At 63.3% G+C, this 24,054-nt stretch carries 17 protein-coding genes and 1 tRNA gene; 10 read left to right on the forward strand and 8 right to left on the reverse strand.

Annotated features, from left to right (window positions below):
* Position 1: 1 nt before the first annotated feature.
* The 3 genes from DH08_RS24945 to DH08_RS24955 all read right to left on the reverse strand — a co-directional run bounded on the left by DH08_RS24945 (position 2) and on the right by DH08_RS24955 (position 3,859).
* Positions 2 to 865 carry an SH3 domain-containing protein gene (locus DH08_RS24945; protein WP_192181820.1) on the reverse strand — a complete coding sequence of 288 codons (864 nt, stop codon included), beginning with the start codon at positions 863 to 865 and terminating at the stop codon, positions 2 to 4.
* 264 nt (positions 866 to 1,129) lie between these two features.
* The gene (locus DH08_RS24950; RefSeq protein ID WP_192181821.1) at positions 1,130 to 2,416 is read right to left on the reverse strand and encodes an NAD(P)/FAD-dependent oxidoreductase; all 1,287 of its coding nucleotides are present in this window, start codon (positions 2,414 to 2,416) and stop codon (positions 1,130 to 1,132) included.
* Positions 2,417 to 2,422: 6 nt separating this feature from the next.
* Entirely contained in the window at positions 2,423 to 3,859 is a 1,437-nt protein-coding gene (locus tag DH08_RS24955; protein WP_192181822.1) for a glutamine synthetase family protein, read from the reverse strand.
* Positions 3,860 to 4,015: 156 nt separating this feature from the next.
* Here DH08_RS24955 and DH08_RS24960 point away from each other — a divergent pair, with 156 nt between their 5' ends.
* Positions 4,016 to 4,735 carry an HAD family hydrolase gene (locus DH08_RS24960; protein ID WP_192181823.1) on the forward strand — a complete coding sequence of 240 codons (720 nt, stop codon included), beginning with the start codon at positions 4,016 to 4,018 and terminating at the stop codon, positions 4,733 to 4,735.
* 39 nt (positions 4,736 to 4,774) lie between these two features.
* Here the strand turns inward: DH08_RS24960 and DH08_RS24965 are convergent, their stop codons facing one another.
* The 3 genes from DH08_RS24965 to aceA all read right to left on the reverse strand — a co-directional run bounded on the left by DH08_RS24965 (position 4,775) and on the right by aceA (position 7,068).
* Positions 4,775 to 5,254 (reverse strand): DNA-binding transcriptional response regulator, encoded by a 480-nt coding sequence (locus tag DH08_RS24965; protein ID WP_246800999.1) that lies wholly within the window; start codon positions 5,252 to 5,254, stop codon positions 4,775 to 4,777.
* Positions 5,255 to 5,479: 225 nt separating this feature from the next.
* Positions 5,480 to 5,722: an SMc00767 family acetate metabolism repressor gene (locus DH08_RS24970; RefSeq protein ID WP_006202762.1), complete on the reverse strand. Its 243-nt coding sequence runs from the start codon at positions 5,720 to 5,722 to the stop codon at positions 5,480 to 5,482.
* 56 nt (positions 5,723 to 5,778) lie between these two features.
* The gene (aceA, locus tag DH08_RS24975; RefSeq protein ID WP_192181824.1) at positions 5,779 to 7,068 is read right to left on the reverse strand and encodes an isocitrate lyase; all 1,290 of its coding nucleotides are present in this window, start codon (positions 7,066 to 7,068) and stop codon (positions 5,779 to 5,781) included.
* Positions 7,069 to 7,318: 250 nt separating this feature from the next.
* On the opposite strand from aceA, the gene DH08_RS24980 reads away from it, so the two are divergent.
* The 6 genes from DH08_RS24980 to DH08_RS25010 all read left to right on the forward strand — a co-directional run bounded on the left by DH08_RS24980 (position 7,319) and on the right by DH08_RS25010 (position 14,336).
* Positions 7,319 to 8,767, forward strand: coding sequence for a helix-turn-helix domain-containing protein (locus DH08_RS24980; RefSeq protein WP_192181825.1), 1,449 nt, complete (start codon positions 7,319 to 7,321; stop codon positions 8,765 to 8,767).
* A 147-nt stretch (positions 8,768 to 8,914) separates the two neighbouring features.
* On the forward strand, positions 8,915 to 9,865 hold the full coding sequence (locus tag DH08_RS24990; RefSeq protein ID WP_192181826.1) for a DMT family transporter: 951 nt from the start codon (positions 8,915 to 8,917) through the stop codon (positions 9,863 to 9,865).
* A 361-nt stretch (positions 9,866 to 10,226) separates the two neighbouring features.
* Complete coding sequence (locus DH08_RS24995) at positions 10,227 to 11,324, forward strand: polyamine ABC transporter substrate-binding protein (protein ID WP_192181827.1); 1,098 nt, start codon at positions 10,227 to 10,229, stop codon at positions 11,322 to 11,324.
* Between the two features lie 76 nt (positions 11,325 to 11,400).
* A complete protein-coding gene (locus DH08_RS25000) occupies positions 11,401 to 12,540 on the forward strand; it encodes an ABC transporter ATP-binding protein (RefSeq protein ID WP_192181828.1) in 1,140 nt (379 codons plus the stop codon).
* Positions 12,541 to 12,549: 9 nt separating this feature from the next.
* Positions 12,550 to 13,521, forward strand: a complete 972-nt coding sequence (locus DH08_RS25005) for an ABC transporter permease subunit (protein WP_192181829.1) — start codon at positions 12,550 to 12,552, stop codon at positions 13,519 to 13,521.
* Positions 13,518 to 14,336: an ABC transporter permease gene (locus DH08_RS25010; RefSeq protein ID WP_192181830.1), complete on the forward strand. Its 819-nt coding sequence runs from the start codon at positions 13,518 to 13,520 to the stop codon at positions 14,334 to 14,336. The genes DH08_RS25005 and DH08_RS25010 overlap by 4 nt, the downstream gene beginning before the upstream one ends.
* 58 nt (positions 14,337 to 14,394) lie before the next feature.
* Here DH08_RS25010 and DH08_RS25015 read toward each other — a convergent pair whose 3' ends face one another.
* Positions 14,395 to 16,248 (reverse strand): AsmA family protein, encoded by a 1,854-nt coding sequence (locus tag DH08_RS25015; RefSeq protein WP_192181831.1) that lies wholly within the window; start codon positions 16,246 to 16,248, stop codon positions 14,395 to 14,397.
* Between the two features lie 223 nt (positions 16,249 to 16,471).
* On the opposite strand from DH08_RS25015, the gene DH08_RS25020 reads away from it, so the two are divergent.
* Entirely contained in the window at positions 16,472 to 18,430 is a 1,959-nt protein-coding gene (locus tag DH08_RS25020; protein ID WP_192181832.1) for an acetoacetate--CoA ligase, read from the forward strand.
* A 315-nt stretch (positions 18,431 to 18,745) separates the two neighbouring features.
* On the opposite strand, the gene DH08_RS25025 is transcribed toward DH08_RS25020, so the two are convergent.
* Positions 18,746 to 22,642 carry a histidine kinase dimerization/phospho-acceptor domain-containing protein gene (locus DH08_RS25025; RefSeq protein WP_192181833.1) on the reverse strand — a complete coding sequence of 1,299 codons (3,897 nt, stop codon included), beginning with the start codon at positions 22,640 to 22,642 and terminating at the stop codon, positions 18,746 to 18,748.
* A 246-nt stretch (positions 22,643 to 22,888) separates the two neighbouring features.
* On the opposite strand from DH08_RS25025, the gene DH08_RS25030 reads away from it, so the two are divergent.
* Complete coding sequence (locus DH08_RS25030; protein WP_192181834.1) at positions 22,889 to 23,347, forward strand: phasin; 459 nt, start codon at positions 22,889 to 22,891, stop codon at positions 23,345 to 23,347.
* 344 nt (positions 23,348 to 23,691) lie between these two features.
* A tRNA-His gene (locus tag DH08_RS25035) sits at positions 23,692 to 23,768 on the forward strand.
* The last annotated feature ends 286 nt before the right edge of the window (positions 23,769 to 24,054 follow it).

Here is a 24,054-nt window from a genome sequence, read left to right on the forward strand (position 1 = left end):
GTCAGGCGCCAGTCTTGATGTAGGTCTTGTAGATCCAGCCGCGTTTGCCGTTATAGACGATCTGGCACCATTTCTTGCAGCTTATGACTTGCACCGAAGTCTTGGCTGGCACGGTGAGCATCGCGGCCGCTTTCTGTTTCGGGCCGGCCCGCATCGTGACGGCCTTGAGGATGCGTCCGGTAGCGGCGCTCGCTTGCTGTAGCTTGGCCTGGCTGTCGTCAGCTTGGCTCGCGGCCGCTGCCGCAACCTGCGGCTTTGGCGTGGGAATTGCGGCGGTCTGTGCGCCGTCCATGCTGTCGTCGGTCGCTGCATCCTCTGGTGCGGCGACGTTGGATAGCGCTGTCGTTGCGTCGTTTTTCGCCGCCGGCTCGGCGAAGGCCGCTGCCGACGGTTTGGCGTTATCGTCGGCAGGCTTGCTTGCCGCCTGCTCGGAGGTGGCGGTCGCCGTGCTGGTGGACGCGGCTTCCGTGTCCGCACCGGACCAGCGCGGGTCATTGGCAGCCAGCGCCGGGATACTGGCCTCCTTGGCCGCCACCGCGGGTGAAACCGCGTCGGCCTTGCGCGCTGCCTGCGGTGCAGCCGCAGCCACCGTCGCGTTCGCGGTCGGGGGCGCAATCTTCGTTGTTTTCACCGGAACGGCTGGAACGGTCTGCGCGGGGCTCGCGATCGCTTGCCGGTCGTTGGCCGGCAATGCCAGCCATAGCGCCACACCCGCGACGCCAAGCAGCGCGACAGTGCCGACCGCTGCAATCACCAGATGTGCGTTCGAGCGGACTCCCTGCCAGAAAGAGGGCCGCATCTCATAACCGAACTGCATGGCAAAGCGCCGCCGTTCCGGCGCACCGAAACTGAAGGGCTCGTTCACTCCACTACCTCCAACATACGGGCCGACGTTCTTTCGATCGGCGCCAGAAATGCGGCTTTCGATCGGCATCGGTCCCAAAACCTAAGCGGGCAAGCCCGCGGAAGTCCCCGTTTGATAGCCCAGAACCGCCACCTTTTGCCGGCGATTGTGGCATCAGTGCGCCCTAACCGGGAATTTTGCACACTTGTTAAGGATTCTGCAACGTGTCGCTGGGGCAAGCCAACAGCAGACTTAACAGTCTGATTCCGCGCGGAGATGCCTTTTCTAGATCCTGTCCCGCAGCGCAAACCAGTTGAGCGCCAGGAACAGCAGCGGCGTGCGAAAACGTCGACCGCCGGGGAAGGGCGGTATCTTCAGGTCCTCGATCAGCTTCAGCCGGTCGCGGTTGCCGGCGATCGTCTCGGCATAGAGCTTGCCGAAGAAGTTGGACAGCATGACGCCGTGGCCGGAATAGCCACCGGCCGAGATGACGTTCGGCATCACCTCGCGCACGAACGGTTTGCGCGGCACCGTGATGCCGACATAGCCGCCCCAGCCATGGGTGATCTCGACATCCTTCAACTCGGGATAGAGCTCCGATATCTGCCGGCGGATGTGGATATGGATGTCCTTCGGATCGTTGACGGCATAGATCTCGCGCCCGCCGAACAGCAGACGGCCGTCCCTGGTCTTGCGGAAATAGCGCACGACGAAGCGGGAATCGTCGACGGCCTCGCCGCCCGGCAGCACTTTTGTGTCAGTCCCGAGCGGCACTGTAGCGCCGATGAAGGAGCCGATTGGCATGATGTGCGCGGCGCTCACTGGCTCGAGCGTGCCGCCATAGGCGTTGACGCCGATCAGGCATTTTTCGGCAGTGATCGTGCCTTTCGGTGTCGTGACCCTCACCTTGCCGCCACTGGAGCTGATGCCGGTCGACGGCGTTTGCTCGAACAGCTGGGCGCCCGCTTCCGCCGCCACCATTGCCGTGCCGATCACTAGCTTCAGCGGGTGGATATGCCCCGTGCCGGTGTCGCGCGTGCCGCCGAAATAGGCGGTCGAACCCATCCGCTCCGCCGTCTCACGGGCGTCCATGAACGTCATGTGCGGATAGTTGAAGCGCTTCGCCATGATTTCGGCATGCGCCTTGTAGTCGTCGACGTAACGCTGCTTGTGCGCCACCGACATCTGGCCCGGCATGTAGTCGATTTTGATGTTGTTGACGGCAGCGAATTCAAGGAGGTGCGCCTTGGCCTCTTCGGCAAGGTCGAACAGCGCCTTGGCGCGGGCAAAGCCGTATTCCGCCTCCAGTTCCTCGGCCCAGGCGCGCTGGCCGGTACCAAGCTGGCCGCCATTGCGGCCCGACGCGCCGTCGCCGAAACGATACGCTTCGATGAGCACGACATTGCTGCCCGCCTTGGCCAGATGCGCCGCCGCCGACAGCCCGGTGAAGCCGCCACCGACGATGACGACGTCGCATGTCCGGTCGCCATCGAGCGCCGGGTACTCGGGCCTTGGTCCGGCCGTGTCCTCATACCAGGACCGCCCGGGCGAAATCGGAGATTGATAATTCATGATTGGTCAGACGTTGAGCAGCAGATACTCCCGCTCCCACGGGCTGATTACTTCCATGAAGGTCTCGAATTCCGCCCGCTTGATCGCCGCATACGTTGCGGTGAAAGACTTGCCGAGGAGCGCGCCGAGCTCTTCGTCCGCCTCGAACAGGTCGACGGCTTCGAGCAGGCCGCGTGGCAGGTCGATCTCGTCCTCATTGGCGGTCGTCAGCACCGGCGGCTCGGCCTTGATCTTGTTGGTCATGCCGATCAGCCCGCAGGCCAGCGACGCGGCCATCGCCAGATAGGGATTGGCGTCCGAGGAGGGGATGCGGTTTTCGACGCGCCGCGCCGCCGGGTCGGAGCGCGGTACACGGAAAGCCGTGGTGCGGTTGTCATAGCCCCATTTGTTGTTGACCGGCGCCGACGCCGCCTGCGTCAACCGGCGGTAGGAATTGACATAGGGCGCGAACATCACCAGCGCGTTCGGCACATGCTTCTGCATGCCGCCGATGAAGTGGAAGAAGGCGTCCGTTTCCGAACCGTCCTCGGCCGAGAAGACGTTGCGGCCGGACTTCTTGTCGATGATCGACTGGTGGATGTGCATGGCCGAGCCGGGCTGGCCCTGGATCGGCTTGGCCATGAAGGTGGCATAAATCTCATGCTTCAGCGCCGCCTCGCGGATGGTGCGCTTGAACATGAACACCTGGTCGGCGAGTTCGATCGGGTCGCCATGGCGCAAATTGATCTCGAGCTGACCGGCGCCCTCCTCATGGATCAGCGTGTCGATCTCCAGGCCCTGGCTCTCAGAGAAATGGTAGATGTCGTCGATCAGCTCGTCGAACTCGTTGACGCCTGCGATCGAATAGCCGGCGCCACCGCCGATCGGCCGCCCCGAGCGCCCGACCGGCGGCGTCAGCGGATAGTCCGGATCGGGGTTCTTGCGCACCAGGTAGAATTCGATCTCGGGCGCCACCACCGGCTTGAGGCCGCGTTTGTCATATGCTGCAAGCACGCGCTTCAGCACATTGCGTGGTGTGAACTCGACCGAGCGGCCGTCCTGGTGGACGAGGTCGCAGATCACCGCGGCCGTCGGGTCCTCTTCCCACGGCACCACGGTCAGTGTCGAAAGATCGGGCATCAACTTGAGGTCGCCGTCGTCCTCCGGATAGTGGAAGCCGTTGCCGTCCTCCGGGTAACCGCCGGAAATCGTCGTCATGAACACCGCCGAAGGCAGCGCCAGCGAGGTGTTGGAGGTGAACTTCTTCGACGGCATCATCTTGCCGCGGGCGACGCCGGCCTGGTCCGGGGTGATGCATTCGATGTCTTCGATGCCGCGCCATTCCAGCCAGGCGCTGACTTCCTTCCAGTTCTTGACGCCACGTTGGTTTTTCACAAAGGCAGGCGTACGGACACGTCCTCCGCGGCTCGACGGACGGACTTCCTTTTTCGCAGGCGGCATCATTCACCAGATTGGGTTGCGGATTGCCGAGTATAGCCGTGGCCGGCGATGGAAGGGAAGGGGAGCCGGTTGCCGTACGCCCGCCAGTTGAAAATCGCTGCAGGCAGCTTAGGTTTTGGCCACCCGCAGACTCGGGCGGTCCCAGCTGGAAGGCGTCGAATGCAAGACAGGCCAAAACTGACGACAATCGGCTTCGATGCCGACGACACGCTGTGGCAGAACGAGCAGTTCTTCCGCATGACCGAGAAGCGCTTCGCCGGGCTGCTCTCCGATCATGGCGAGCCGGAACACATTTCGGCAAGATTGCTGGAGGCCGAGAGGCGCAACCTTGGCGTCTACGGTTTCGGCATCAAGGGGTTCACCCTGTCGATGATCGAGACGGCGATCGAAATCACCGAGGGTCGCGTGCCGGCGCCCGTCATCGCTGAAATCCTCGCCGCCGGCCGTGAGATGCTGAGCCACCCGATCGAGCCGCTTCCCCATGCGCGCGAGACGGTAGAGAGGCTCGCCGGCGCCTATCGCCTGGTGCTGATCACCAAGGGCGATCTCTTCGACCAGGAGCGCAAGCTGGCGCAATCGGGCCTCGGCGATCTGTTCGACGCCGTCGAGATCGTCAGCGACAAGAGCGCCGCCACCTACACCAGGATCTTCGGTCGCCATGGGGACGGTCCTGAGAAGAGCATGATGGTCGGCAACTCGCTCAAGTCCGATGTGGTGCCGGCCATCGAGGCCGGCAGCTGGGGCATCCACGTGCCGCATGAATTGACCTGGGTGCTAGAACATGTCGAGCCGCCGTCGGCCGCGCCGCGCTTTCGCCAGATCGCCGATCTCGGCGAACTGCCCGCTCTGGTGGAGAGCATCACGACACCAGGCCGATGACATCGCGGCCTTTGAACCGGCCGCCGAAAATTCAAACCGTCAGCTACGGCACAATCCGATCAACCGGTCGATCACCGGTTGTAGCCTTTCGGGTGTGATCGGCTTGGCGACCACGACATCGATCACGCTCGACAGGCCGAGACTCTCGGGCGTGCCATTCTTGGTTGAAAGCAGGACCACCGAGGGTAGTGCCCTGCCCGAGGTCCGCCGCAGCGCGTCGATGCCGGACAGCAGCCTGTCGCAGTCCTTGTTGTCGGCTCCCCCGTCCAGCACGATCGCGCCGGGGATAAGGGAACGCAGCGCCTTCGCCGCCGTCTCGGGCGATTCCGAGATCGGCTTGAGCCCGGATTTCTCGACGATTTTCGAAACCACGACCCGGTTGATCGGTGATTTCCCAACGACGAGCACCTGTGAGAAGTCCGTTACCATCCCGATGCTCGCGCCGCGTTCCGACAGATCGAGGTGTTTTACTGTCCTGGTCTCACGATTCAAAGGGGACATGGGCGGGCGGGCACTCATCTCTGTTTCAATGCAGGGTTGAAACCTGCGACACAAATGGCGTGAGATCAATGCCGGTGTCAAGCTGAAACGGCAGGCATCTACAATATTGCAAGAAAAGCTAAAATTTAGTGCAAGTTCTATTCCTGGCAGTAGTGCTAGAACGAAAGTCGCCCGCGCGTAATCGCGCGGGCGAGACTGCATCCGCCGAAGCACGCTCGCGAAGCGAGCGCGCTGAGGATTTGGTCAGCCGTGGCTCTGCTGGGTGACGATCACCGGTATCAGCAGGTCACCCCAATTGCCGTCGCCGCCATGGTGGCGCGCCGAGCGCACGAGCTCGACGGAGACGCCGGCTTCGACCGCCTTCATGACCGACTGGTTGAGCCTGTGCAAATCATTGGCCAGCATGCGGATGGTCGCCTGCTGGTCGACGCTCATCGTGGTCGACTGTTCTTCAGCTCGTTCCTTGACGCGGCTTATCGATGCCATTGGTCTTCTCCTTGTTCCTTGCCCTCTCGGGCGCTTCCTCTGGTTGTTTTGCCTTGTTATTCCGCTGCCGGCTTGAACTGGGCGTGCTCGGTCGATTCATGCATGGCCGTGGTCGACGACTGGCCACCGGTGATCGCCATCGACACAGCGTCGAAATAGCCGGTGCCGACCTCGCGCTGGTGCTTGGTCGCGGTGTAGCCATGGACCTCCGCGGCGAATTCGGCCTCCTGCAATTCCGAATAGGCCGCCATCTGCCGCGCCTTGTAGCCGCGGGCCAGCTCGAACATACCGAAATTGAGCTGGTGGAAACCGGCCAGCGTGATGAACTGGAACTTGTAGCCCATGGCGCCGAGTTCCCGCTGGAATTTGGCGATGGTCGCGTCGTCGAGGTTCTTCTTCCAGTTGAATGACGGCGAGCAATTATAGGCGAGCAGCTTGCCCGGATGATGCTTGCGCACGCCCTCGGCGAACTTCTTGGCCTGGGCCAGGTCGGGCTTCGAGGTCTCGCACCAGATCAGGTCCGCGTAAGGCGCGTAGGCGATGGCGCGGGCGATGCAGGGCTCGATGCCGTTCCTGACATGATAGAAGCCTTCCACCGTGCGGCCGGCATCATAGTCGACGAAGGGCTGGTCGCGCTCGTCGATGTCCGAGGTCAAAAGCTTTGCCGCTTCGGCGTCGGTGCGCGCGACGACCAGCGTCGGCGTGCCCATGACGTCGGCCGCCAGGCGTGCCGCACTGAGGTTGCGGATATGCGCCGCGGTCGGGATCAGCACCTTGCCGCCGAGATGGCCGCACTTCTTTTCCGACGCCAGCTGGTCCTCATAGTGGACGCCCGCGGCGCCCGCCTCGATGAAGGCCTTCATGATCTCGAAGGCGTTGAGCGGTCCGCCGAAGCCGGCCTCCGCGTCGGCGACGATCGGCGCGAACCAGGTGTCGACCGAAAGCCCCTTGCCTTCGGAGGTCTCGATCTGGTCGGCGCGCTGAAGAGTGCGGTTGATGCGCTTGACGAGTTCGGGTGCTGCATTGGCGGGATAGAGCGACTGGTCCGGATACATCGCCGACGCGGTGTTGGCGTCGGCCGCGACCTGCCAGCCCGACAGATAGATCGCCTTCAGCCCGGCGCGAACCTGCTGCATGGCCTGGTTGCCCGACATGGCGCCGAGTGCGTTGACGAAATCCTCCTCGTGGATGAGCTTCCACAGCCGGTTGGCGCCCATTTCGGCAAGGCTCTGGCGGATCTGGACCGAACCGCGCAACCGCTTCACATCCTCGGGCGAATAGGGCCGTTCGATGCCGTCGAACCGGCCTTCGGGCGCGGATGGGACGAGATTGTAAAAATCGGTCATTGGTCACTCCAAATCGTCAGATGCTGGTTTTGAAACGCCGCGTCATGATAGGTCCTGCGTCGTTAGTGTGTGTGACATCATTTACATTGCGGCGCGAAACAAGCGAGGAAAAACTGCCATTTTGGTCGGAAAATAAGGGAAAATCTGTGTTGTATTTGACTGGTGAGCGCTGTAAATTTGTCACGATTGTAAAATCTGACGCGGGCGCCTCTTGCGCTGAACTTGTGTAAATTCCTGTCAAGGACAGTCGATGGCTGACCAGAAAATCTTCGCCGGGCCGCGCATCCGCCGCATCCGCAACACCAAGGGCCTGACCCAGACGGCGATGGCAGAAGGGCTTGGCATCTCGCCGTCCTATCTCAACCTCATTGAGCGCAACCAGCGGCCGCTGACGGTCCAGCTGATCCTGAGACTGGCATCCGTCTACAAGGTCGATCCGCATGAATTGCAGGGCGAGGCGAGGGGATCGATATCGGCCTTGAAGGAAGTGTTCGGCGATCCGCTGCTTTCAGGCGAACTGCCGGGCGACCAGGAATTGATCGAGCTGGCCGAGGCCGCCCCCAACGCCTCGGCCGCGATGATCAAGCTTTTCCGCGCCTATCGCGAGCAGGCCGAGCGGCTTTCCGATCTCAGCGAACTTCTGGCGCGCGAGGGTCGGGCCACCGCGCTCTCCGGCGCCCGTCTTCCGGTTGACGAAGTGCACGAGATTTTCGAGCGCCGGCCGAACCACTTTTCCGCGCTCGAGGAGGAGGCCGAGGCCTTCACCGCGCTGCTCGATCCGGGCGACGACCTGTTCGGCGCGCTGAAGGCCTGGCTGAGGCGCGAATACGGCATTGTGGTCAAGGTGCTGCCGGTCGCCACCATGCCGAACTGGCGCCGCCGCTACGACCGCCACTCGCAGCGCCTGTTCCTGTCCGAGCGGCTGTCGCCATTCGACCAGTTGCGCGAGGTGGCGATGGAGGCTTGCCTGATCCGCATGACGGTCGCGGTCGCCGGCGAGATTCAAGGCTTGAAGCTGACCACCGACGAGGCCCGAAGGCTCGCTCGTTTCGAACTCGGCCGCTATGCCGCCCATGCCTTGATGATGCCCTTTCAGGCCTTTCACTCGGCGGCGGTGCGCGCCCGCTACGACGTCGACGTTTTGCGCTCGCGCTTCGGCGTGTCCTTCGAACAGGCGGCGAACCGGCTGACCATGCTGCAGCGGCCGGGTGCGCAGGGCGTCCCGTTCTTCATGCTCGAGGTCGACAACGCCGGCAACCGCTTCCGCAAGGCGGGCAGCCAGGGCTTTCCGCAAAGCCGTTTCGGCGGCGGCTGCCCAAAGCTTCCCGTCCACGCCGCCTTCACGCTGCCGGGCCAAATCCTTGTCGAGGCGGTGGAGATGCCCGATGGCGCCGAATTCCTCTGCATCGCCCGCACGCTGGAAGGCCCGCAAGGCTCGTTCTCGGAACGCCCGCGACGCACCGCCCTGCTCCTGGCCTGCGACATCGGCTTTCGCGACGAGATCGTCTATGGCGCGGCCCTTCCGGGGCCGGCCGCAAGCGGCAAGGCCGGACAGGGCCCCGCCCCGGCCACGCCGGTCGGCCCTGCCTGCCGGCTCTGCGAACGCATCGGCTGCCTCGCCCGCGCCGAGCCGCCGGTGACACGCCCGCTCGGCCTCGACGAGATGGTGACGGGCCTGAGCGCTTTCGATTTCCAGTGAGGCGGTTCGCGACGGCATTTCCGTTGTCACAACCGCCGCCATTCGGTGGACCTCGCCCGACCTTCGTCTTTGCCCTACGCAAATGAAGCACGTTTCTGTCGTCCATCGCGCATCGTGCCGTCCTGAAAATTGCCGACAGTCGCAACCATGACCGATACCGTATCGCCCAGTGCCTCTTCGCCGGTCGCCTCGCCACGCGAGGAACGTATAGGCATGCTTCTGGTGTTTCTGTCGGCGCTGATGTGGAGTTTTGGCGGCACGATCGCCCGGTTCATCGACATCACCGACAACTGGACGATCGTATTCTGGCGCTCGGCCTGGGCCGCGGCCTTTCTCATCGCGTTCATGGCCTGGCGCGACGGCTGGCGCGGCATGCTGAAATTGTTTCGCGACATGGGCCTGCCTGGCTTGGCCGTGGCCTTCTGCTTCGCCATCGCATCGACCTCGTTCATCGTCGCGTTGGCCCACACCACAGTCGCCAACATCCTGTTGATGCAGGCCGGCGTGCCGCTGCTGGCTGCGCTGCTTGCCTGGCTGCTGTTTCGCGAGCGGGTGACCAGGGCGACCTGGCTGGCAATCGCCGCCGTCATTGCCGGCGTCGCCATCATGGTGTCGGAATCGCTTGGCGGCACCGTGTCTCCCATCGGCGACGGTCTGGCGCTGCTCATCGCCTGCGTGTTCTCGATCGCCACCGTCATCACCCGGCGCTTCTCCTATGTGCGCATGACGCCGGCGACCTGCCTTGGCACGATCCTGGCCGGCGCCTTCGCCGCGTCTCAGGCATCGGCATTCGCCGTTTCCAGCCACGACATGGGTCTTCTGTTTGTCTTTGGCGTCATCAATCTCGGCGTCGGCCTTGTCTTTTTCGCCACCGGCGCCCGACTTGTTCCGGCAGCGATCGCCGCCCTGCTCGGCACGTTCGAGCCGATCCTTGGTCCGATCTGGGTCTGGCTTGTCCATTCCGAGGTGCCGTCGGCGCGCACCATCATCGGCGGAACGGTCGTCGTCACGGCGCTGCTCGTTCATATCGGACTCGAGTTTAAGCGTCAGGCGCGACCCGAGCGGCCGGGCGTCACTGGCCTGCCTTCGCCTAATTGATGCGGCATCGATGCGGCGCACGCGTTTGCCATTGACAATGGTGTTGCGGCGCGGGCAGGTTGCGGCCACGGCAACAACAAGACAGGCGTATCTTGCCAAGTGTCTCCGCCGGTCCGATCGAGACCGGACAACATCGTCGTATCCCTGCCCGCGCCGTGGCGAAAGCTTCTGACGGCGGCCAAACGCCCTCAAGATCCTGGCATGGGTACGCGAGCTCTCCATCCGATCGGACATCGAGCCAGGCCTGCTGCGCCAACTCTGGCCTGCCGCTCTCCGGCAAGCCCAACAATCTGAAACAAAAGCCCGGCCGCGCGGATGTCGCGACAGACCGGCAATGGAACACTCACCAAAGGAGAATAGCATGATCCGCAAAGCGCTCTGGCTTTCGGCGACTTCGGCATTTTTGACACTTTTCACCATAGGCGGTCATGCCGAGGACCGCGTCGTCAACGTCTTCAACTGGTCCGACTATATCGACAGCTCGATCATCGACGACTTCACCAAGGAGACCGGCATCAAGGTTGTCTACGACACCTTCGATTCCAACGAGATCCTCGAAACCAAGCTCCTGGCCGGCGGCAGCGGCTATGACGTCGTCGTGCCGAGCGGCAATTTCCTCGCCCGCCAGATCCAGGCTGGCGTGTTCCAGAAGCTCGACGAGTCGAAGCTGCCGAACATCTCCAACATGTGGGACACCGTTCTGGAACGAACCGCCAAATACGACCCCGGCAACGAATATTCGATCAACTACATGTGGGGCACCGTCGGCATCGGCTACAACATCAAGAAGGTGCAGGCCGCGCTCGGCACCGACAAGATCGACAGCTGGGACGCGTTCTTCAATCCGGAAAGCCTGGCCAAGCTGAAGGATTGCGGCGTCTACGTGCTGGATTCGCCGGCCGACATCATTCCGGCGGCGCTGAAATATCTCGGCCTCGATCCGAACAGCACCTCGCCCGACGACATTGCCAAGGCCGAAGAGACACTGCTGAAGATCCGGCCCTACATCAGAAAATTCCATTCGTCCGAATATATCAACGCGCTTGCCAACGGCGACATCTGCCTGGCGGTCGGCTGGTCGGGCGACGTCTTCCAGGCCCGCAACCGCGCCGTCGAGGCCAAGCAAGGCGTCGAGATCGGCTATGCCGTGCCGAAGGAAGGCGCCCAGATGTGGTTCGACCAGATGGCGATACCGGCCGATGCGCCGCATGTCGCCGAGGCGCTCGAGTTCCTCAACTACATGATGAAGCCCGAAGTGATCGCCAAATCATCGAACTATGTGCTGTACGCCAACGGCAACAAGGCCTCGCAGCAGTTCATCGACAAGGCGGTGCTCGAAGATCCGGCGATCTATCCGGATGCGGCGACCTTGCAGAAACTGTATACCGTCCAGCCCTACGATCCGAAGACCCAGCGCCTCATCACGCGCACCTGGACCAAGATCGTCACCGGTCAGTAGGCGATCAGACACGACCCCGGCAGCCAGCTGCCGGGGTCAAATCTCTTTCGGGGAACGCAGCAGACGGAGTGGGGATATGAAATCGCTTGGCAGCATCCGCAGGGATTTCGCGCCATGGAATGATCCGAACGCCAAGCCGTATATCCAGTTCGACAATGTCACCAAGAAGTTCGGCGACTTCACCGCCGTCAACAATCTGTCGCTGACCATCTTCGAGCGCGAGTTCTTCGCGCTGCTCGGCGCGTCGGGCTGCGGAAAGTCGACGCTGCTCAGGATGCTTGCCGGTTTCGAGGAGCCGACCGCCGGCCGCATCCTACTCGACGGCCAGGATCTGCGCGGCATCCCGCCCTACCACCGGCCGGTCAACATGATGTTCCAGTCCTATGCGTTGTTCCCGCACATGACGGTCGAGAACAACATCGCCTTCGGCCTCAAGCAGGACGGCATGCCGAAGCCCGAGATCGCCGCGCGCGTCGCCGAGATGCTGAAGCTGGTCAAGCTCGAGCAGTTCGCCAAGCGCAAGCCGCACCAATTGTCGGGCGGCCAGCGCCAGCGCGTGGCGCTCGCCCGCTCGGTCGCCAAGCGACCGAAGGTGCTGCTGCTCGACGAGCCGCTCGGTGCGCTGGACAAGAAGCTGCGCGAGGAAACGCAGTTCGAGCTGATGGACCTGCAGCAGAAGCTTGGTCTGACCTTCGTCGTCGTCACCCACGACCAGGAAGAGGCGATGACCATGGCCGATCGCATCGCCATCCTCGACAAGGGCGAGGTGATGCAGGTGGCGACGCCGCCTGAAGTCTACGAGGCGCCTGCTTCGCGCTTTGTCGCCCACTTCGTCGGCAACGTGAACATGTTCGAAGGCAAGGTTGCCGAGCGGACGGCGCAGACGACGCGTATCGCGGGCGCCACCGGAGCCCAGATCGTCGTCGAGAACGCCGGCGATGCCGCGGCCGGCGCCGACATCGTCTTCGCCATCAGGCCGGAGAAGATCAGGATTTCGTCGAGGAAGCCGGCCGACGCGGTCAATGCGCTCGAAGGCGAAGTCTACGACATCGCCTATCTCGGCGACATGACCGTCTATCACGTCAGGCTGGACGACGGACAGATGGTGCGGGCGAGCACGATGAACGCGGCGCGCGTGACCGAAGATCCGCTGAGCTGGAACGACCGCGCCTGGGTTTCTTTCCGGTCCGATGCCGGCGTCGTGCTGACACGGTAGGGGGCGACCATGTCGAACGCCACCGCCGCTGCAGCAACGTCCCCATCGGCAGATGCCGCCCAGTCCCCGCTGGCCAGACTGGGAGCGGCTTTCGTCGGCCGTCTGGTCATCATCATCCCCTATCTCTGGCTGCTGTTCTTCTTTCTCATTCCCTTCATCATCGTCTTCAAGATATCGCTGTCGCAGACCGCGATCGCGATGCCGCCCTACACGCCGGTGCTCGATTTCAGCGGCGGCATTTCCGGCTTTTTTGATCAGTTCAAGCAGCTCAGCATCGACAACTACACCTGGCTGACCGAGGACGCGCTCTACTTCAACGCCTATGTGACCAGCGTAATCATCGCCGCTATCTCGACGCTGCTGACCCTGCTCGTCGGCTATCCGATCGCCTACGGCATGTCGCGCGCCCCGGCAACGATCCGCCCGACACTGCTGATGCTGGTGATCCTGCCCTTCTGGACCTCGTTCCTGATCCGCGTCTACGCCTGGATCGGCATCCTCAAGCCCGAGGGGCTGCTCAATCAGCTGCTGCTCGCCACCGGCGTCATCAGCCAGCCGCTGATCATCCTCAACACCTACACGGCGATCTTCATCGGCATCGTTTATTCCTATCTGCCGTTCATGGTGCTACCGCTTTATTCGTCGCTGGAGAAGATGGATTACTCGCTGATCGAGGCAGCCAAGGATCTCGGTTGCCCGCCGACCAGCGCCTTCTGGAAGATCACCTTTCCGCTGTCGCTGCCCGGCGTCATCGCCGGCTGCCTTCTGGTGTTCATCCCGGCCGTCGGTGAGTTCGTCATCCCCGACCTGCTTGGCGGCTCGCAGACGCTGATGATCGGCAAGACGCTGTGGAACGAGTTCTTCGCCAACCGCGACTGGCCGGTGTCGTCGGCCGTCGCCGTCATCCTGCTCTTGCTGCTGATCGTGCCGATCATGCTCTTCCAGCAGGCCCAGGCGCGCGCCCAGGAGCAAGGCAAATGAACGCCACCTGGAGCCGCTTCAACATCACCTCGATCGTGCTGGGCTTTGCCTTTCTTTACCTGCCGATCGTCCTGCTCATCGTATTCTCGTTCAACGAGTCGAAACTGGTTACCGTCTGGGGCGGCTTCTCGACCAAATGGTACGTCTCGCTGTTCCACAACCAGGGCCTGATGGACGCCGCCTGGGTAACGGCCCGCGTCGGCGTCATCTCGGCCACGGTGGCCACCGTGCTCGGCACTTTGGCGGCGCTCACCTTGACCCGCTACACGCGCTTCAGAGGCCGGGTGCTGTTTTCCGGCATGGTCTTTGCCCCGCTGGTCATGCCGGAGGTCATCACCGGCCTGTCGCTGCTGCTGCTCTTCGTCGCTGTCGGCCTCGACCGCGGCTTTTTCACCGTAACCCTTGCCCACATCACCCTGACCATGTGCTTTGTCGCCGTCGTCGTGCAGTCGCGTCTCATCAGCTTCGACCGTTCGCTGGAAGAAGCTGCGATGGATCTTGGCGCAACACCGGTGAAGACCTTCTTCCAGATCACGCTGCCGGTCATCATGCCGGCCATCGTCTCGGGCTGGATGCTGGCCTTCACGCTGTCGCTCGACGACCTGGTCATCGCCAGCTTCACCTCGGGCCCTGGCGCCACAACCTTGCCGATGAAGATCTATAGCCAGGTTCGCCTCGGCGTGACGCCAGAAATCAACGCCGCCTGCACCATTCTGATCGCCGTCGTCGCCATCGGCGTCATCATCGCCTCGCTAGCCAACAAGCGGCGTGAAGTGCAGCGCCAGCTCGACGAGCAGGCGGCGCAGCGCGGCTGATCAAGCTGCGGTAGTCAGATGATGGATCGGGAACGGGCGTTCGGCTGAAGAGGAGGGCTTACTCGCCTGAAATGCCGCGGCTGATCGGCGAGATGAACGGCGTGCTCCAGGTCCCGCCGACGAAGAAGGACGACTGGTTGGGCCCTTGCTGCCCATCCGGCTGCTTGGCGGCCGGCTCCGGCTGGATGACACCGCCCGACAGCGCCAGTCCCCGTCCGGCATAGGAGGCGATGCCGGAAAGCCAGATCTTGGACTTCGCCGAATTGGCCTCGGCCTTGTCCAGCCGCGCCACGCCCTTCGAGATGCTGGCCTTGATCTCGGCGCCGTCGATCGGCAGCGTCCCGTTGGAGACGTCGTCGAGCGCGAAGAACCCGCCCTGTTCGGTGCGTTTGAGGAAGGCCGGCAGGTTGAGCCCGGTGAGCGCGCCCGGCCCGAACGTCGCCGTGACCGAGCCGTCGGCGTTTTCGAAGATCGAATCCCAGGATTTGCCCGGCCCTTTCAGGATGACCGAGACGGTTGCGGTTCCGACCGGCACCAGCCGCGTCATGCCGGCCGCGGTGGCGAAGGCGCCGCCGTCGACGTCGGATGCGAGAAGCCGGATCTCGACCTGCGTGCCTTCGGGCTTGCGGTCGAAACGCAGGCTGCTCTGGATATTGCCGCCGAACGCCGAGGCATCCGAAATATCGAACACCGCCAGCCCGTTCTTGACCTGCGCCGTGGCGGCGACGTCGGCAAGCTGGACGGGTCCGGCCGTGGCGTGCGCCGCCGATAGCCGCAGGTCGAGATTGACCTTGTCGGCGAAGCTGGTGTTGATTTCGCCGGGACCGGCTTCGCCCGTCGGCGCCAGCGGCGTGAAAGCGGACAGAAACGACCGGAGGTCGAGCGTGTCGAAGGCGAGCGTGCCGGAGATGACCGGCAGGGACTCGCCGAAGGAGAAGTCCAGCACCCCCATGCCCGGATTGTTGTCGAGCGCCACCGTGGTGTTTTCGAATTTCACCCGGCCGGCCGACGCCGTCACCTTGCTCGCCACCGAGACCGAGCCGATCGCCGCACTTGGCGCGATGCCGGCCTGCGACCACTCGAGCACGCGCCGCAGCGAGGGTGCTGCAAACTTCGCCTGGCCATCGAAATAGCCGTTCTCCGACATCGAGGCCATGCCGTCGAAGGAAAAGGTGGCCGGTGCGGCCTTGAAGGATAGCGTGATTGGCGCGGCACCGCCGGCAAACAGCACCAGCGGGTTTGGCGACGCGAAATCGACGGCTACGCTTTCGCCGCGCCAGATGCCGGTCGCCGTCATCGTCGCATTGCTGTTCATCGCCGCCCAGTTCGCCTGGCCGGTAAGGCTGCTCAGGATCTCGGTCTCCTTGCCGCCGACCAGGGCCACCATGCGGCCGTCCCTGAACTCCACCGTGCCGAACGGATCGGCCGGCAGCTTGCTGAGATCGGGCTTGGCCGGATCGGCACTGACTACACCGCGCGCCGTGTCGATCGAGCGCGTGATGCGGCCGCCGGTCGGAATGGCCGGCAGGTAGAAACCGTTCGTCGCACGCTGGACCCTGATCGTCGGCCGCACCAGCCGCGCGGTGGAAAACACCACGTCGCCGCGCAATGCCGCCATGGCGGAGAGGTCGACCTCGACGCGCTCGGCCTCGATCACCGGCGGGGCGTCGGTCTCGGTCCACTGCGAAAGCGTCACGTCGCTCAGGATGGCCCGGAATTTCGGCCAGACCTCGATGCGCGGCGAGCCCTGGATGGTGACCCTGAAGCCGCTCCAGGCGCTCATCTCCCAGGCGATACGGTCGCGCACGATGCGGGTCGAGGCAAACAGCGGCAGGGCGGCGACGACCAGCGCGATGACGAGCACGGCAACGCCGATCGCCCATATTCCGCGCCGGATCAAAGATGATCGCATATCGCCCCGGTTGCTTCCATTGCCGACAAATCGCCCGACGGGTGTAACCCAGCGCTGACGCATTTCAAGTCTTTATGGCCCGGCGATGGCATTTGCGCACACCAACAGCCATGGACATCTGCTTTGCCGGCGGTTTTCCCGATGCGTCATCGCTTGTCGGAACAAAATCTTGCCCTGCTGCAACGCAATATGCATAAGCGGTGCAGCCCGTGGAGGAACGATCATGGCTGCCGACGCACCACTCTGGACCCCGACGCAAGACCAGATCGACGCTGCGCCGATGACCGCCTTCATGAAGGCCGCGGCGGCGAAAACCGGTCTCTCCTTCGCCGCCTATGCAGCGCTTCACCGCTGGTCGATCGACGATCGCGAGGCGTTCTGGGATCTGGTCTGGGATTTTTGCGGCATCGTCGGCGACAAGGGCGATCGCGCATTGGTCGATGGCGAAAGGATGCCGGGGGCAGCCTTCTTTCCCGACGCGACGCTGAACTTCGCCGAGAACCTTTTGAAGAAAACCGGGTCAGGCGAGGCGATCGTTTTTCGCGGCGAGGACAAGGTCGAGCGGCGGCTGTCCTGGAACGAACTCAATGCGCTGACCTCGCGCCTGCAGCAGCTTTTCCTGTCGCTGAAGGTGAAGAAGGGCGACCGTATCGCCGCCATGATGCCCAACATGCCGGAGACCGTCGCCGCTATGCTGGCGGCGGCCTCGATCGGCGCCGTCTGGTCGTCCTGCTCTCCCGATTTCGGCGAGCAGGGCGTGCTCGACCGTTTCGGCCAGATCGAGCCCGTCGTGTTCATCGCGCCCGACGGCTACTGGTACAATGGCAAGGCGATCGAGGTCGCCGACAAGATCGCTGCGGTGGCGGCAAAGCTGCCTTCCGTCCGCAAGATCCTGATCGTCGACTATCTCGGCACATCGGCGGATGTGGCAGTGACCATCGACAGGGCGGATAGCCTCGAGGAGGCGTTGTCTCCCTTTGCCGCCAAGCCGGTCAGCTTCGAGAGGCTGCCGTTCGCTCACCCGCTCTACATCCTGTTTTCCTCAGGCACGACCGGTATCCCCAAATGCATCGTCCATTCGGCCGGCGGCACGCTGATCCAGCATGTCAAGGAACAGCGCCTGCATGCCGGCCTGCTCGACGCCGACCGCTTCTTCTACTTCACCACCTGCGGCTGGATGATGTGGAACTGGCTGGTCTCCAGCCTGGCTTCGGGCGCGACGCTGCTGCTCTATGACGGCTCGCCCTTCTATCCGGACGGCAACGCCCTGTTCGACTTCGCCGACGCCGAGAAGATGACCTATTTCGGCACCTCGGCGAAGTTCATCGATTCCGTGCGCAAGGCCGGCCTCGAGCCGATCCGCAGCCATGATCTTTCCACGGTGCGCACCATCTCCTCGACCGGTTCACCACTGTCGCCGGAGGATTTCCGCTTCGTCTATGACGGCATCAAGAAGGACGTGCATCTGGCCTCGATCTCCGGCGGCACCGACATCGTCTCCTGCTTCGTGCTCGGCGTGCCGACTGAGCCGGTATGGACCGGCGAGATCCAGGGACCCGGCCTCGGCCTTGCCGTTGACGTCTGGGACGACGACGGCAGGCCGGTCCGGCAGGAGAAGGGCGAACTGGTCTGCGCGAAAGCCTTTCCGGCAATGCCGATCGGCTTCTGGAACGACCCCGAAGGCAAGAAATACAAGGCCGCCTATTTCGAGCGCTTCGACAATGTCTGGTGCCACGGCGACTTCGCCGAATGGACCGCCCATGGCGGCCTGATCATCCATGGCCGCTCCGACGCGACGCTCAACCCGGGCGGTGTGCGCATCGGCACGGCGGAGATCTACAACCAGGTCGAACAGATGCCGGAGATCCTCGAGGCGCTGTGCATCGGGCAGGATTTCGACAATGACGTGCGCGTCGTGCTGTTCGTGCGGCTGGCCGCCGGCGTGGTGCTGGACGCCGATCTGGAAAAACGCATCCGCGCCAAAATCCGTACCGGGGCGAGCCCCCGCCATGTGCCGGCAAAGATCGTCGCCGTCACCGACATTCCGCGCACCAAATCGGGCAAGATCACCGAACTTGCGGTGCGCGACGTCGTGCATGGCCGCGCCATCAAGAACAAGGAGGCGCTCGCCAATCCCGAGGCGCTGGAGTTGTTCAAAAATCTGCCACAGCTTGCCGACTGATGCATGCCGCCCAAAAGTGTGTAGCGGTTTTGGGAGAACAGCATGCATGGCTAAAAAGGCCATCAACGATGGTTAACGAATTATCTCGGTCGAATTTACCTAGATTTCATGAGTGGTACACATTCGTAAATTTTCCGGCTGGCCGGTAAGGATTTGTTAAGGGCCGGCGCCGATAGTCGCATGTAACTTGAGGGAGAAATCCCGTCCTCGTCCCCTGAGGATCAGTTTCGCTCAAGCCCCGTTGTGACAGCAATCTCATTACCTAAGGCGTCCCATTGGACGCCTTTTCTTTGCTGCAAAAGCAATGGATCGGGCCTACTCGGCCAGCACGCGGGTCGAGGGGAAGGCGACTTCGACGAGCGTGCCTTCGCCGGGCGTCGAGTTGATGCTGAAGCGAGCCCGATTGGCTTCCACCATCGCCTTGGTCAGCGGCAGTCCGAGACCGGTACCGTCGCCGCGTCCGCGCTTCAGCGCGTTGATCTGCTTGAACGGCTTCAGCGCCTGCTCGATCTCGGCCTGGCTCATGCCGATGCCGGTATCGCGCACACGCATGACGACATCGCCCGAGGTCTCGTAGGCGGTCGAGACGATGACCTGGCCGCCGGCCTGCGTGTAGCGGATGGCGTTGGACAGGATGTTGAGCGCGATCTGGCGCACGCTGCGCAAATCGGCCACCACTTCCGGCAGCCGCGAGGCGAAGCTGGAGCGGATGATGACGCGTTCGCGATTGGCCTGCGGCTGCATCATCGCCACGGTTTCGGCCAGCGTGTCGTTGAGCGACACCGCCTCGTAATCCATCTCCTGCTGGCCGGCCTCGATCTTCGAAATGTCGAGCAGGTCGTTGACGAGGTCGAGCACGTGGTTGCCCGATCGGTTGATGTCGCGCAGATAGTCGCGGTAGCGGTCGTTCGCCACCGGCCCGAATTTCTCGTCCACCATCAGTTCGGAAAAGCCTATGATGGCATTGAGTGGCGTGCGGATCTCATGGCTGATGCGGGCCAGGAAATCCGTCTTCTGCGAGGAGGCGCGCTCGGCCACCGCGCGTGCCTGGGTGAGGTCTTCCTCCGCCCGCTTCCATTGTGTGATGTCGCGCACCACGGCGCAGAAGCCGCTGTCGCTGGGCAGCCTGCCGATGGTCATGAACAGCGGAATGAAGCGCCCCTGCGCCTCGCGCCCGATCACCTCGCGGCCGTCATTCATCACGCTCGCCACGCCGGGCTCGGAAAGCCCGTTGAGATAGTCGCGCGCCGCGCGCTGGCTCTCGATGGCGAACAGCGAGGCGAACGGCTTGCGGGCCACCTCGTCGCTGTCGAAGCCGAACAGCGCTTCGGCCGGGCGGCTGATCGAACGGATCGCGCCGTCGCGGCCGATCAGCACCACGCCGTCGGTGGCGGTGTCGATGATGGTGCGCATTTCGGCAATGCGGCTTTTGAGCTCGGAAACGTCAGGCTGGGTCGGCTCGTCCGACGGACCATTCAGGGCCGCGGCCGGCGCTTCGTCCTCGCCTGAACGGCGCACCACCAGCATCAACGCCTTGCCGCCACGCCACGGAACCGAGCGCAGGATGGCGTCGATCGGGAATTCCTGCCCGTCGCGCGCCTTCAGCCTGAGCGCCCGATCGCTTTCGTCGGCAGCGCCGTCGTCGGAATAGGGATCGGCAAACAGGGCGTCGAGGCCGCCGGCGTCGGCCAAATCGTCGAGCGCGTCATAGCCGGTCAAACGGAGGAATTCGTCATTGGCGTAATGAAGCTCGTCGCCGGAATGGATGAGCAGCGGCACCGGCAGCTTGCCGAGGATCGATGTATCGGGGGCTTTGGTCTCATCCCCGGTTGAGAAAGCCGAGGGCAGGAACCCGCCGAGCTTGAGCGGCGGAACCTTGAGGAGCGGCTGCTCCGGCGGTGGCACGGCTGCGTCGGGGAGGCTATCCTGCGCCAACGAAGCGGCGTCCTTGGCGGAAGAAGCCTCGTCGGACGGCGTCCAGTCCTCGCTGTCCTCGGCGTCGCGGAAATCGTCTGATGTCATGCTGTCGTCTTCGCCGGCGCCGGTAGCCGGCGTCACGGCAACAGCCGGCTCGGCGTTGTCAGCATTGGCGGCTTCAGGCGCCGCTGCCGCTCGCTCAGGTTCGGAAACCGGCGTGTCGTCGCTGTTGCTCTCGGCGACCTGGCCGGGCTCGTCCGTATGGTCGGCATAGTCGAGCAGCGAGCCCGAGACGGCAGGCGCCGCGGTCTGGTCCGTGGGGGCCTCTTCGCTATCTTTTTCCGGCTGGACGCCGTCGAGCCGCGCCAGATCCTTCTCGTCTTCGGCGTCGCTATCGAGCGGCTCAGTTGCTTCCGTTTCGCTTTCCGCCGGCTGGCCGACGGTTGCTGCGACTTTCGCCTGCTCACCGACTTTGGCGGACGGCTCCGGCTGCTGTGCGACGGATTGCCCGGGCAAAGTCGCGTCGACTGCCTCGATCGGGGCATCCCTGTCGGCGGTTGCTTTTGTGTCCCCGGCGCTGGTCTCCGCAGCCGGCGGCTGTTCGACCGGGGTCGTGCTGTCTTTCTTCAGCCGCTCGCCGATCTCGCGGAAGGCGCTGCGCTCCAGGGTCGACAGGCCCCTTTCACTTGCCGGCTGCTTATCGTTGGCCGGCTGTCGATGCTCGGCCAGCCGGATCACCTTGTCGGCGAAGCGGCGTTCTGGCTTCGGCACGATGGTCAGCGCCGGCACTTCGCCCTTGAACGGGTCGGCCGGCTCGGCTGTCCCCGTCTCGGGCGCCTCAACTGCGGGCTCGCTGGTCCGGTGCGTCTCGGCATTGGGGACAAGCGCCATGCCGATCGCTTCCGGATCGACCACCGCGTCGCCGCTGCGGGCAACGCCGAAACCGCGAAAACCTTCGAAGGCGCGGCTGCGGTCATAGACCGGCAGCGCCGCCAGATCGACTGGTATCTTGAGATCGGAGCCGGCCACCGGCCACAGCACCGAACGGCCGGACCAGGTGTCGCGCCGCTCCAGCAGGCCGGCAATCTCGCCCGAGGCATCAAGACCGAAAGTGGCCGCCACATCCTTGAAGCGGCGGCCGATCACATCGGCGGCGGGCTTGCCGACGATCCCGGCGAATTCCGCCGACAGAGCGCTGAACCTGCCTTCGGCATCGGTGCGCCAGACGAAGCGCAGCGGCGGTGCCGAACGGTCGATTGTCGCCGCGGCGGGGCGTTCGGTGGCAGAGGCAGCCTTGGCAAGCTCCTGTTGCCTGCTTTCGGCCGGGGCGTCGACCTGCACCGGAGTGCCTGACCGGTTCGGCTGTCTCGCCTCATCCCCGCCGGCATTGAAATACCAGTGGTCGTGTTGCGCCGGCGCTCCGCCCGTTGTTTGCCGGTCGTCCGGGCTTTGCGCCGCCGAAGCGGCAGGCGGCTCGTCGGTCGGCCGTGCGACGCTGCCGGCGTCCGGCGCCACGTCCGCTGCCGTCGGAGCTGTTGTCGTGGGCTCATTATCCTGACCGGCTTCCGCCCGGCCAGCCTTGTTGTCTTCTGCCGATGCGGCGTAGGGCTCACCAACGGCCCCTTCATCGTCGAGTTGGTCTTCGTCGATGACCACCAGCAGGTGGCGCGTGTCGGTTAGCCGGGCGAGGCCGGCCGGATAGGAATTGGCGCCGCCCGGAACCAGGCGCTTGACGATACGCTCGTCGCCGTTTGCCACATCGCCAACAAGGGCTGCCAGCGTCTCGGGCTGGATGCCGAGGGCCGAAAAGCCGTCCGAGGCGGCCTCGACGCCGCCCGAAGCGTTGATGAAGGCGATGAAATGGCCATCTTCGGTGAAACCGCCAATGGCGCGGCTGGCGATCTCGGCCGGGCTGCGCGAGCCGGTTTGCGCCGCTGGCAACACCAGCATGATCGCATGCTCACCATCCGGCATCCTGACCGCGCTGGCCAGGAAGCCGACGGCACGGCTGCTGAGGCCGGTCGCAAGCCTGACCGTGATGGCACGGTCGCTGCCGATCTCCGGAAAGCCGCTGGTCGCCATGATCTGGCGCCGGGCGATCAGCGGCAGCCGTGCCGAGGCGCCGATGATGGCCTCGATATCCGGGTAGCCGAACACCGCGGCCCCGGGCCCATTGGCCCAGATCACCTGTTCGAGGTCCGCCGACAATATGGCGATCGCGTCGCCGGCGGCGAAGCGCTGGCGGACCGCGTCGAGCACGGCGACGTCGAGGAAGGAGTAGTTTTCAGGCGGCATGCGCTTGGCGAATCCCTCGGCGGGCAATTTCAGTTAACGCTTTGTTAATAAAAGCCGGCGGGGCGAAGGTCCACAAGCTATGACGTGCAGCGGTCGGAATCTCTGGGCTCTTGGTTAACGGTAGGGAAGAATTTTATGGTGCACCGCAACAAAGATGTTGCATCGCACAAAAAAACCTCTATATTGCCATTATACCTGAACGAGACGGCTTTCTGTCAAAGCCGCTACCACTGAAAAGGATGGAAAATGTCCAAGACCAAGACCGGCGAGACGATCGAGAACGTTGAATTCCCGACCTTCGATGCTTCCAAGACCACCGACCAGATTCGCGCTTTCGCCGAAAAGGGCGTCGAGCAGTCGAAAGAGGCCTACACCAAGCTGAAGACCGGCGCTGAGGAGACCCAGAAGGTTCTGGAGTCGACCTTTGAGACCGCCAAGACCGTTTCCAGCGACCTGTCGCTCAAGACCATTGCCGCTCTGCGCGCCAATGCCGAGGCCGGCTTCTCGCATCTCGAAGCCCTGATCGGCGCCAAGTCGCTGTCGGAAGTCGTCGAACTGCAGACCTCCTTCCTGCGCAAGCGTGTCGAAACGACCGTCGAGCAGGCCAAGGAATTCCAGGCTGTTGCTTCCAAGGCTGCCGAGGACGTCTCCAAGCCGGTCAAGACCGCTTTCGAGAAGGCCCTGAAGGACATCAAGGCCGCCTAATATTTGCGCTCATCCTGGCGATGCATCAAAACGTCGCATTTCGTCAGACAAATAGATGTGCGATAAAGTTACCAAGTGAATACCCGGCGAGTGGAACCTCCTCCCTCTGCTCCCCGGGGTGACCAGCCAGCACCTCCTCCCGCTGGCTCGTAACAGGAAAAGGCCGGCACCTCCTCCCGCCGGCCTTTTCTTTTGTCCGGCGGAATCCGCCGCGGTTTGTAGAACCGTAGCTTTGCTTCTCAAAGGCCTTGAATTAAGATCCGATAGCCCGTATTGGACGCATCGCCGAACGACAGTGCGGATCCCGGAGAACCAGCTTCACCTCGATCCTGCCAGGCACACGTGCCGTTGTAGCTCAGATGGTTAGAGCGCCGGATTGTGGATCCGGAGGTCGCTGGTTCGATCCCAGCCAACGGTACCATCGGCCTAATGCTAAATAATTGAATTTGTTGATGAATTTCGTTTAAAAAGACCTGACATTGCCGCTTTTTGTATCACACATTGTGCGACCTGCTGCGACACAAATAGCAACTCCTTGATCAAAGTGCTGTTCTGCCAGCCGTGCCAAGAGGTGGGGCGCCCAGATCGCAACCTGGCGTTCACCGGCCATCCTAAGACGCCGGACAAGCGGCGCTAGACACTAGGTCCAATCGACATTCAGGATTCAAATTTGCGTTGAGGCATGATTCATAGGCTTCCAGATTCGA

Source organism: Mesorhizobium amorphae, assembly GCF_014843845.1.
Lineage (GTDB): Bacteria > Pseudomonadota > Alphaproteobacteria > Rhizobiales > Rhizobiaceae > Mesorhizobium > Mesorhizobium amorphae_A.

Coding starts and splice junctions, on each gene's coding strand:
- DH08_RS25025 (WP_192181833.1), bottom strand. CDS start 22,642: ATGCCGCCTGAAAACTACTCCTTCCTCGACGTCGCCGTGCTCGACGCG.
- DH08_RS24950 (WP_192181821.1), bottom strand. CDS start 2,416: ATGAATTATCAATCTCCGATTTCGCCCGGGCGGTCCTGGTATGAGGAC.
- DH08_RS25010 (WP_192181830.1), top strand. CDS start 13,518: ATGAACGCCACCTGGAGCCGCTTCAACATCACCTCGATCGTGCTGGGC.
- DH08_RS25005 (WP_192181829.1), top strand. CDS start 12,550: ATGTCGAACGCCACCGCCGCTGCAGCAACGTCCCCATCGGCAGATGCC.
- DH08_RS25020 (WP_192181832.1), top strand. CDS start 16,472: ATGGCTGCCGACGCACCACTCTGGACCCCGACGCAAGACCAGATCGAC.
- DH08_RS24970 (WP_006202762.1), bottom strand. CDS start 5,722: ATGGCATCGATAAGCCGCGTCAAGGAACGAGCTGAAGAACAGTCGACC.
- DH08_RS24980 (WP_192181825.1), top strand. CDS start 7,319: ATGGCTGACCAGAAAATCTTCGCCGGGCCGCGCATCCGCCGCATCCGC.
- DH08_RS24990 (WP_192181826.1), top strand. CDS start 8,915: ATGACCGATACCGTATCGCCCAGTGCCTCTTCGCCGGTCGCCTCGCCA.
- DH08_RS25015 (WP_192181831.1), bottom strand. CDS start 16,248: ATGCGATCATCTTTGATCCGGCGCGGAATATGGGCGATCGGCGTTGCC.
- DH08_RS24965 (WP_246800999.1), bottom strand. CDS start 5,254: ATGAGTGCCCGCCCGCCCATGTCCCCTTTGAATCGTGAGACCAGGACA.
- aceA (WP_192181824.1), bottom strand. CDS start 7,068: ATGACCGATTTTTACAATCTCGTCCCATCCGCGCCCGAAGGCCGGTTC.
- DH08_RS24995 (WP_192181827.1), top strand. CDS start 10,227: ATGATCCGCAAAGCGCTCTGGCTTTCGGCGACTTCGGCATTTTTGACA.
- DH08_RS25030 (WP_192181834.1), top strand. CDS start 22,889: ATGTCCAAGACCAAGACCGGCGAGACGATCGAGAACGTTGAATTCCCG.
- DH08_RS24955 (WP_192181822.1), bottom strand. CDS start 3,859: ATGATGCCGCCTGCGAAAAAGGAAGTCCGTCCGTCGAGCCGCGGAGGA.
- DH08_RS25000 (WP_192181828.1), top strand. CDS start 11,401: ATGAAATCGCTTGGCAGCATCCGCAGGGATTTCGCGCCATGGAATGAT.
- DH08_RS24960 (WP_192181823.1), top strand. CDS start 4,016: ATGCAAGACAGGCCAAAACTGACGACAATCGGCTTCGATGCCGACGAC.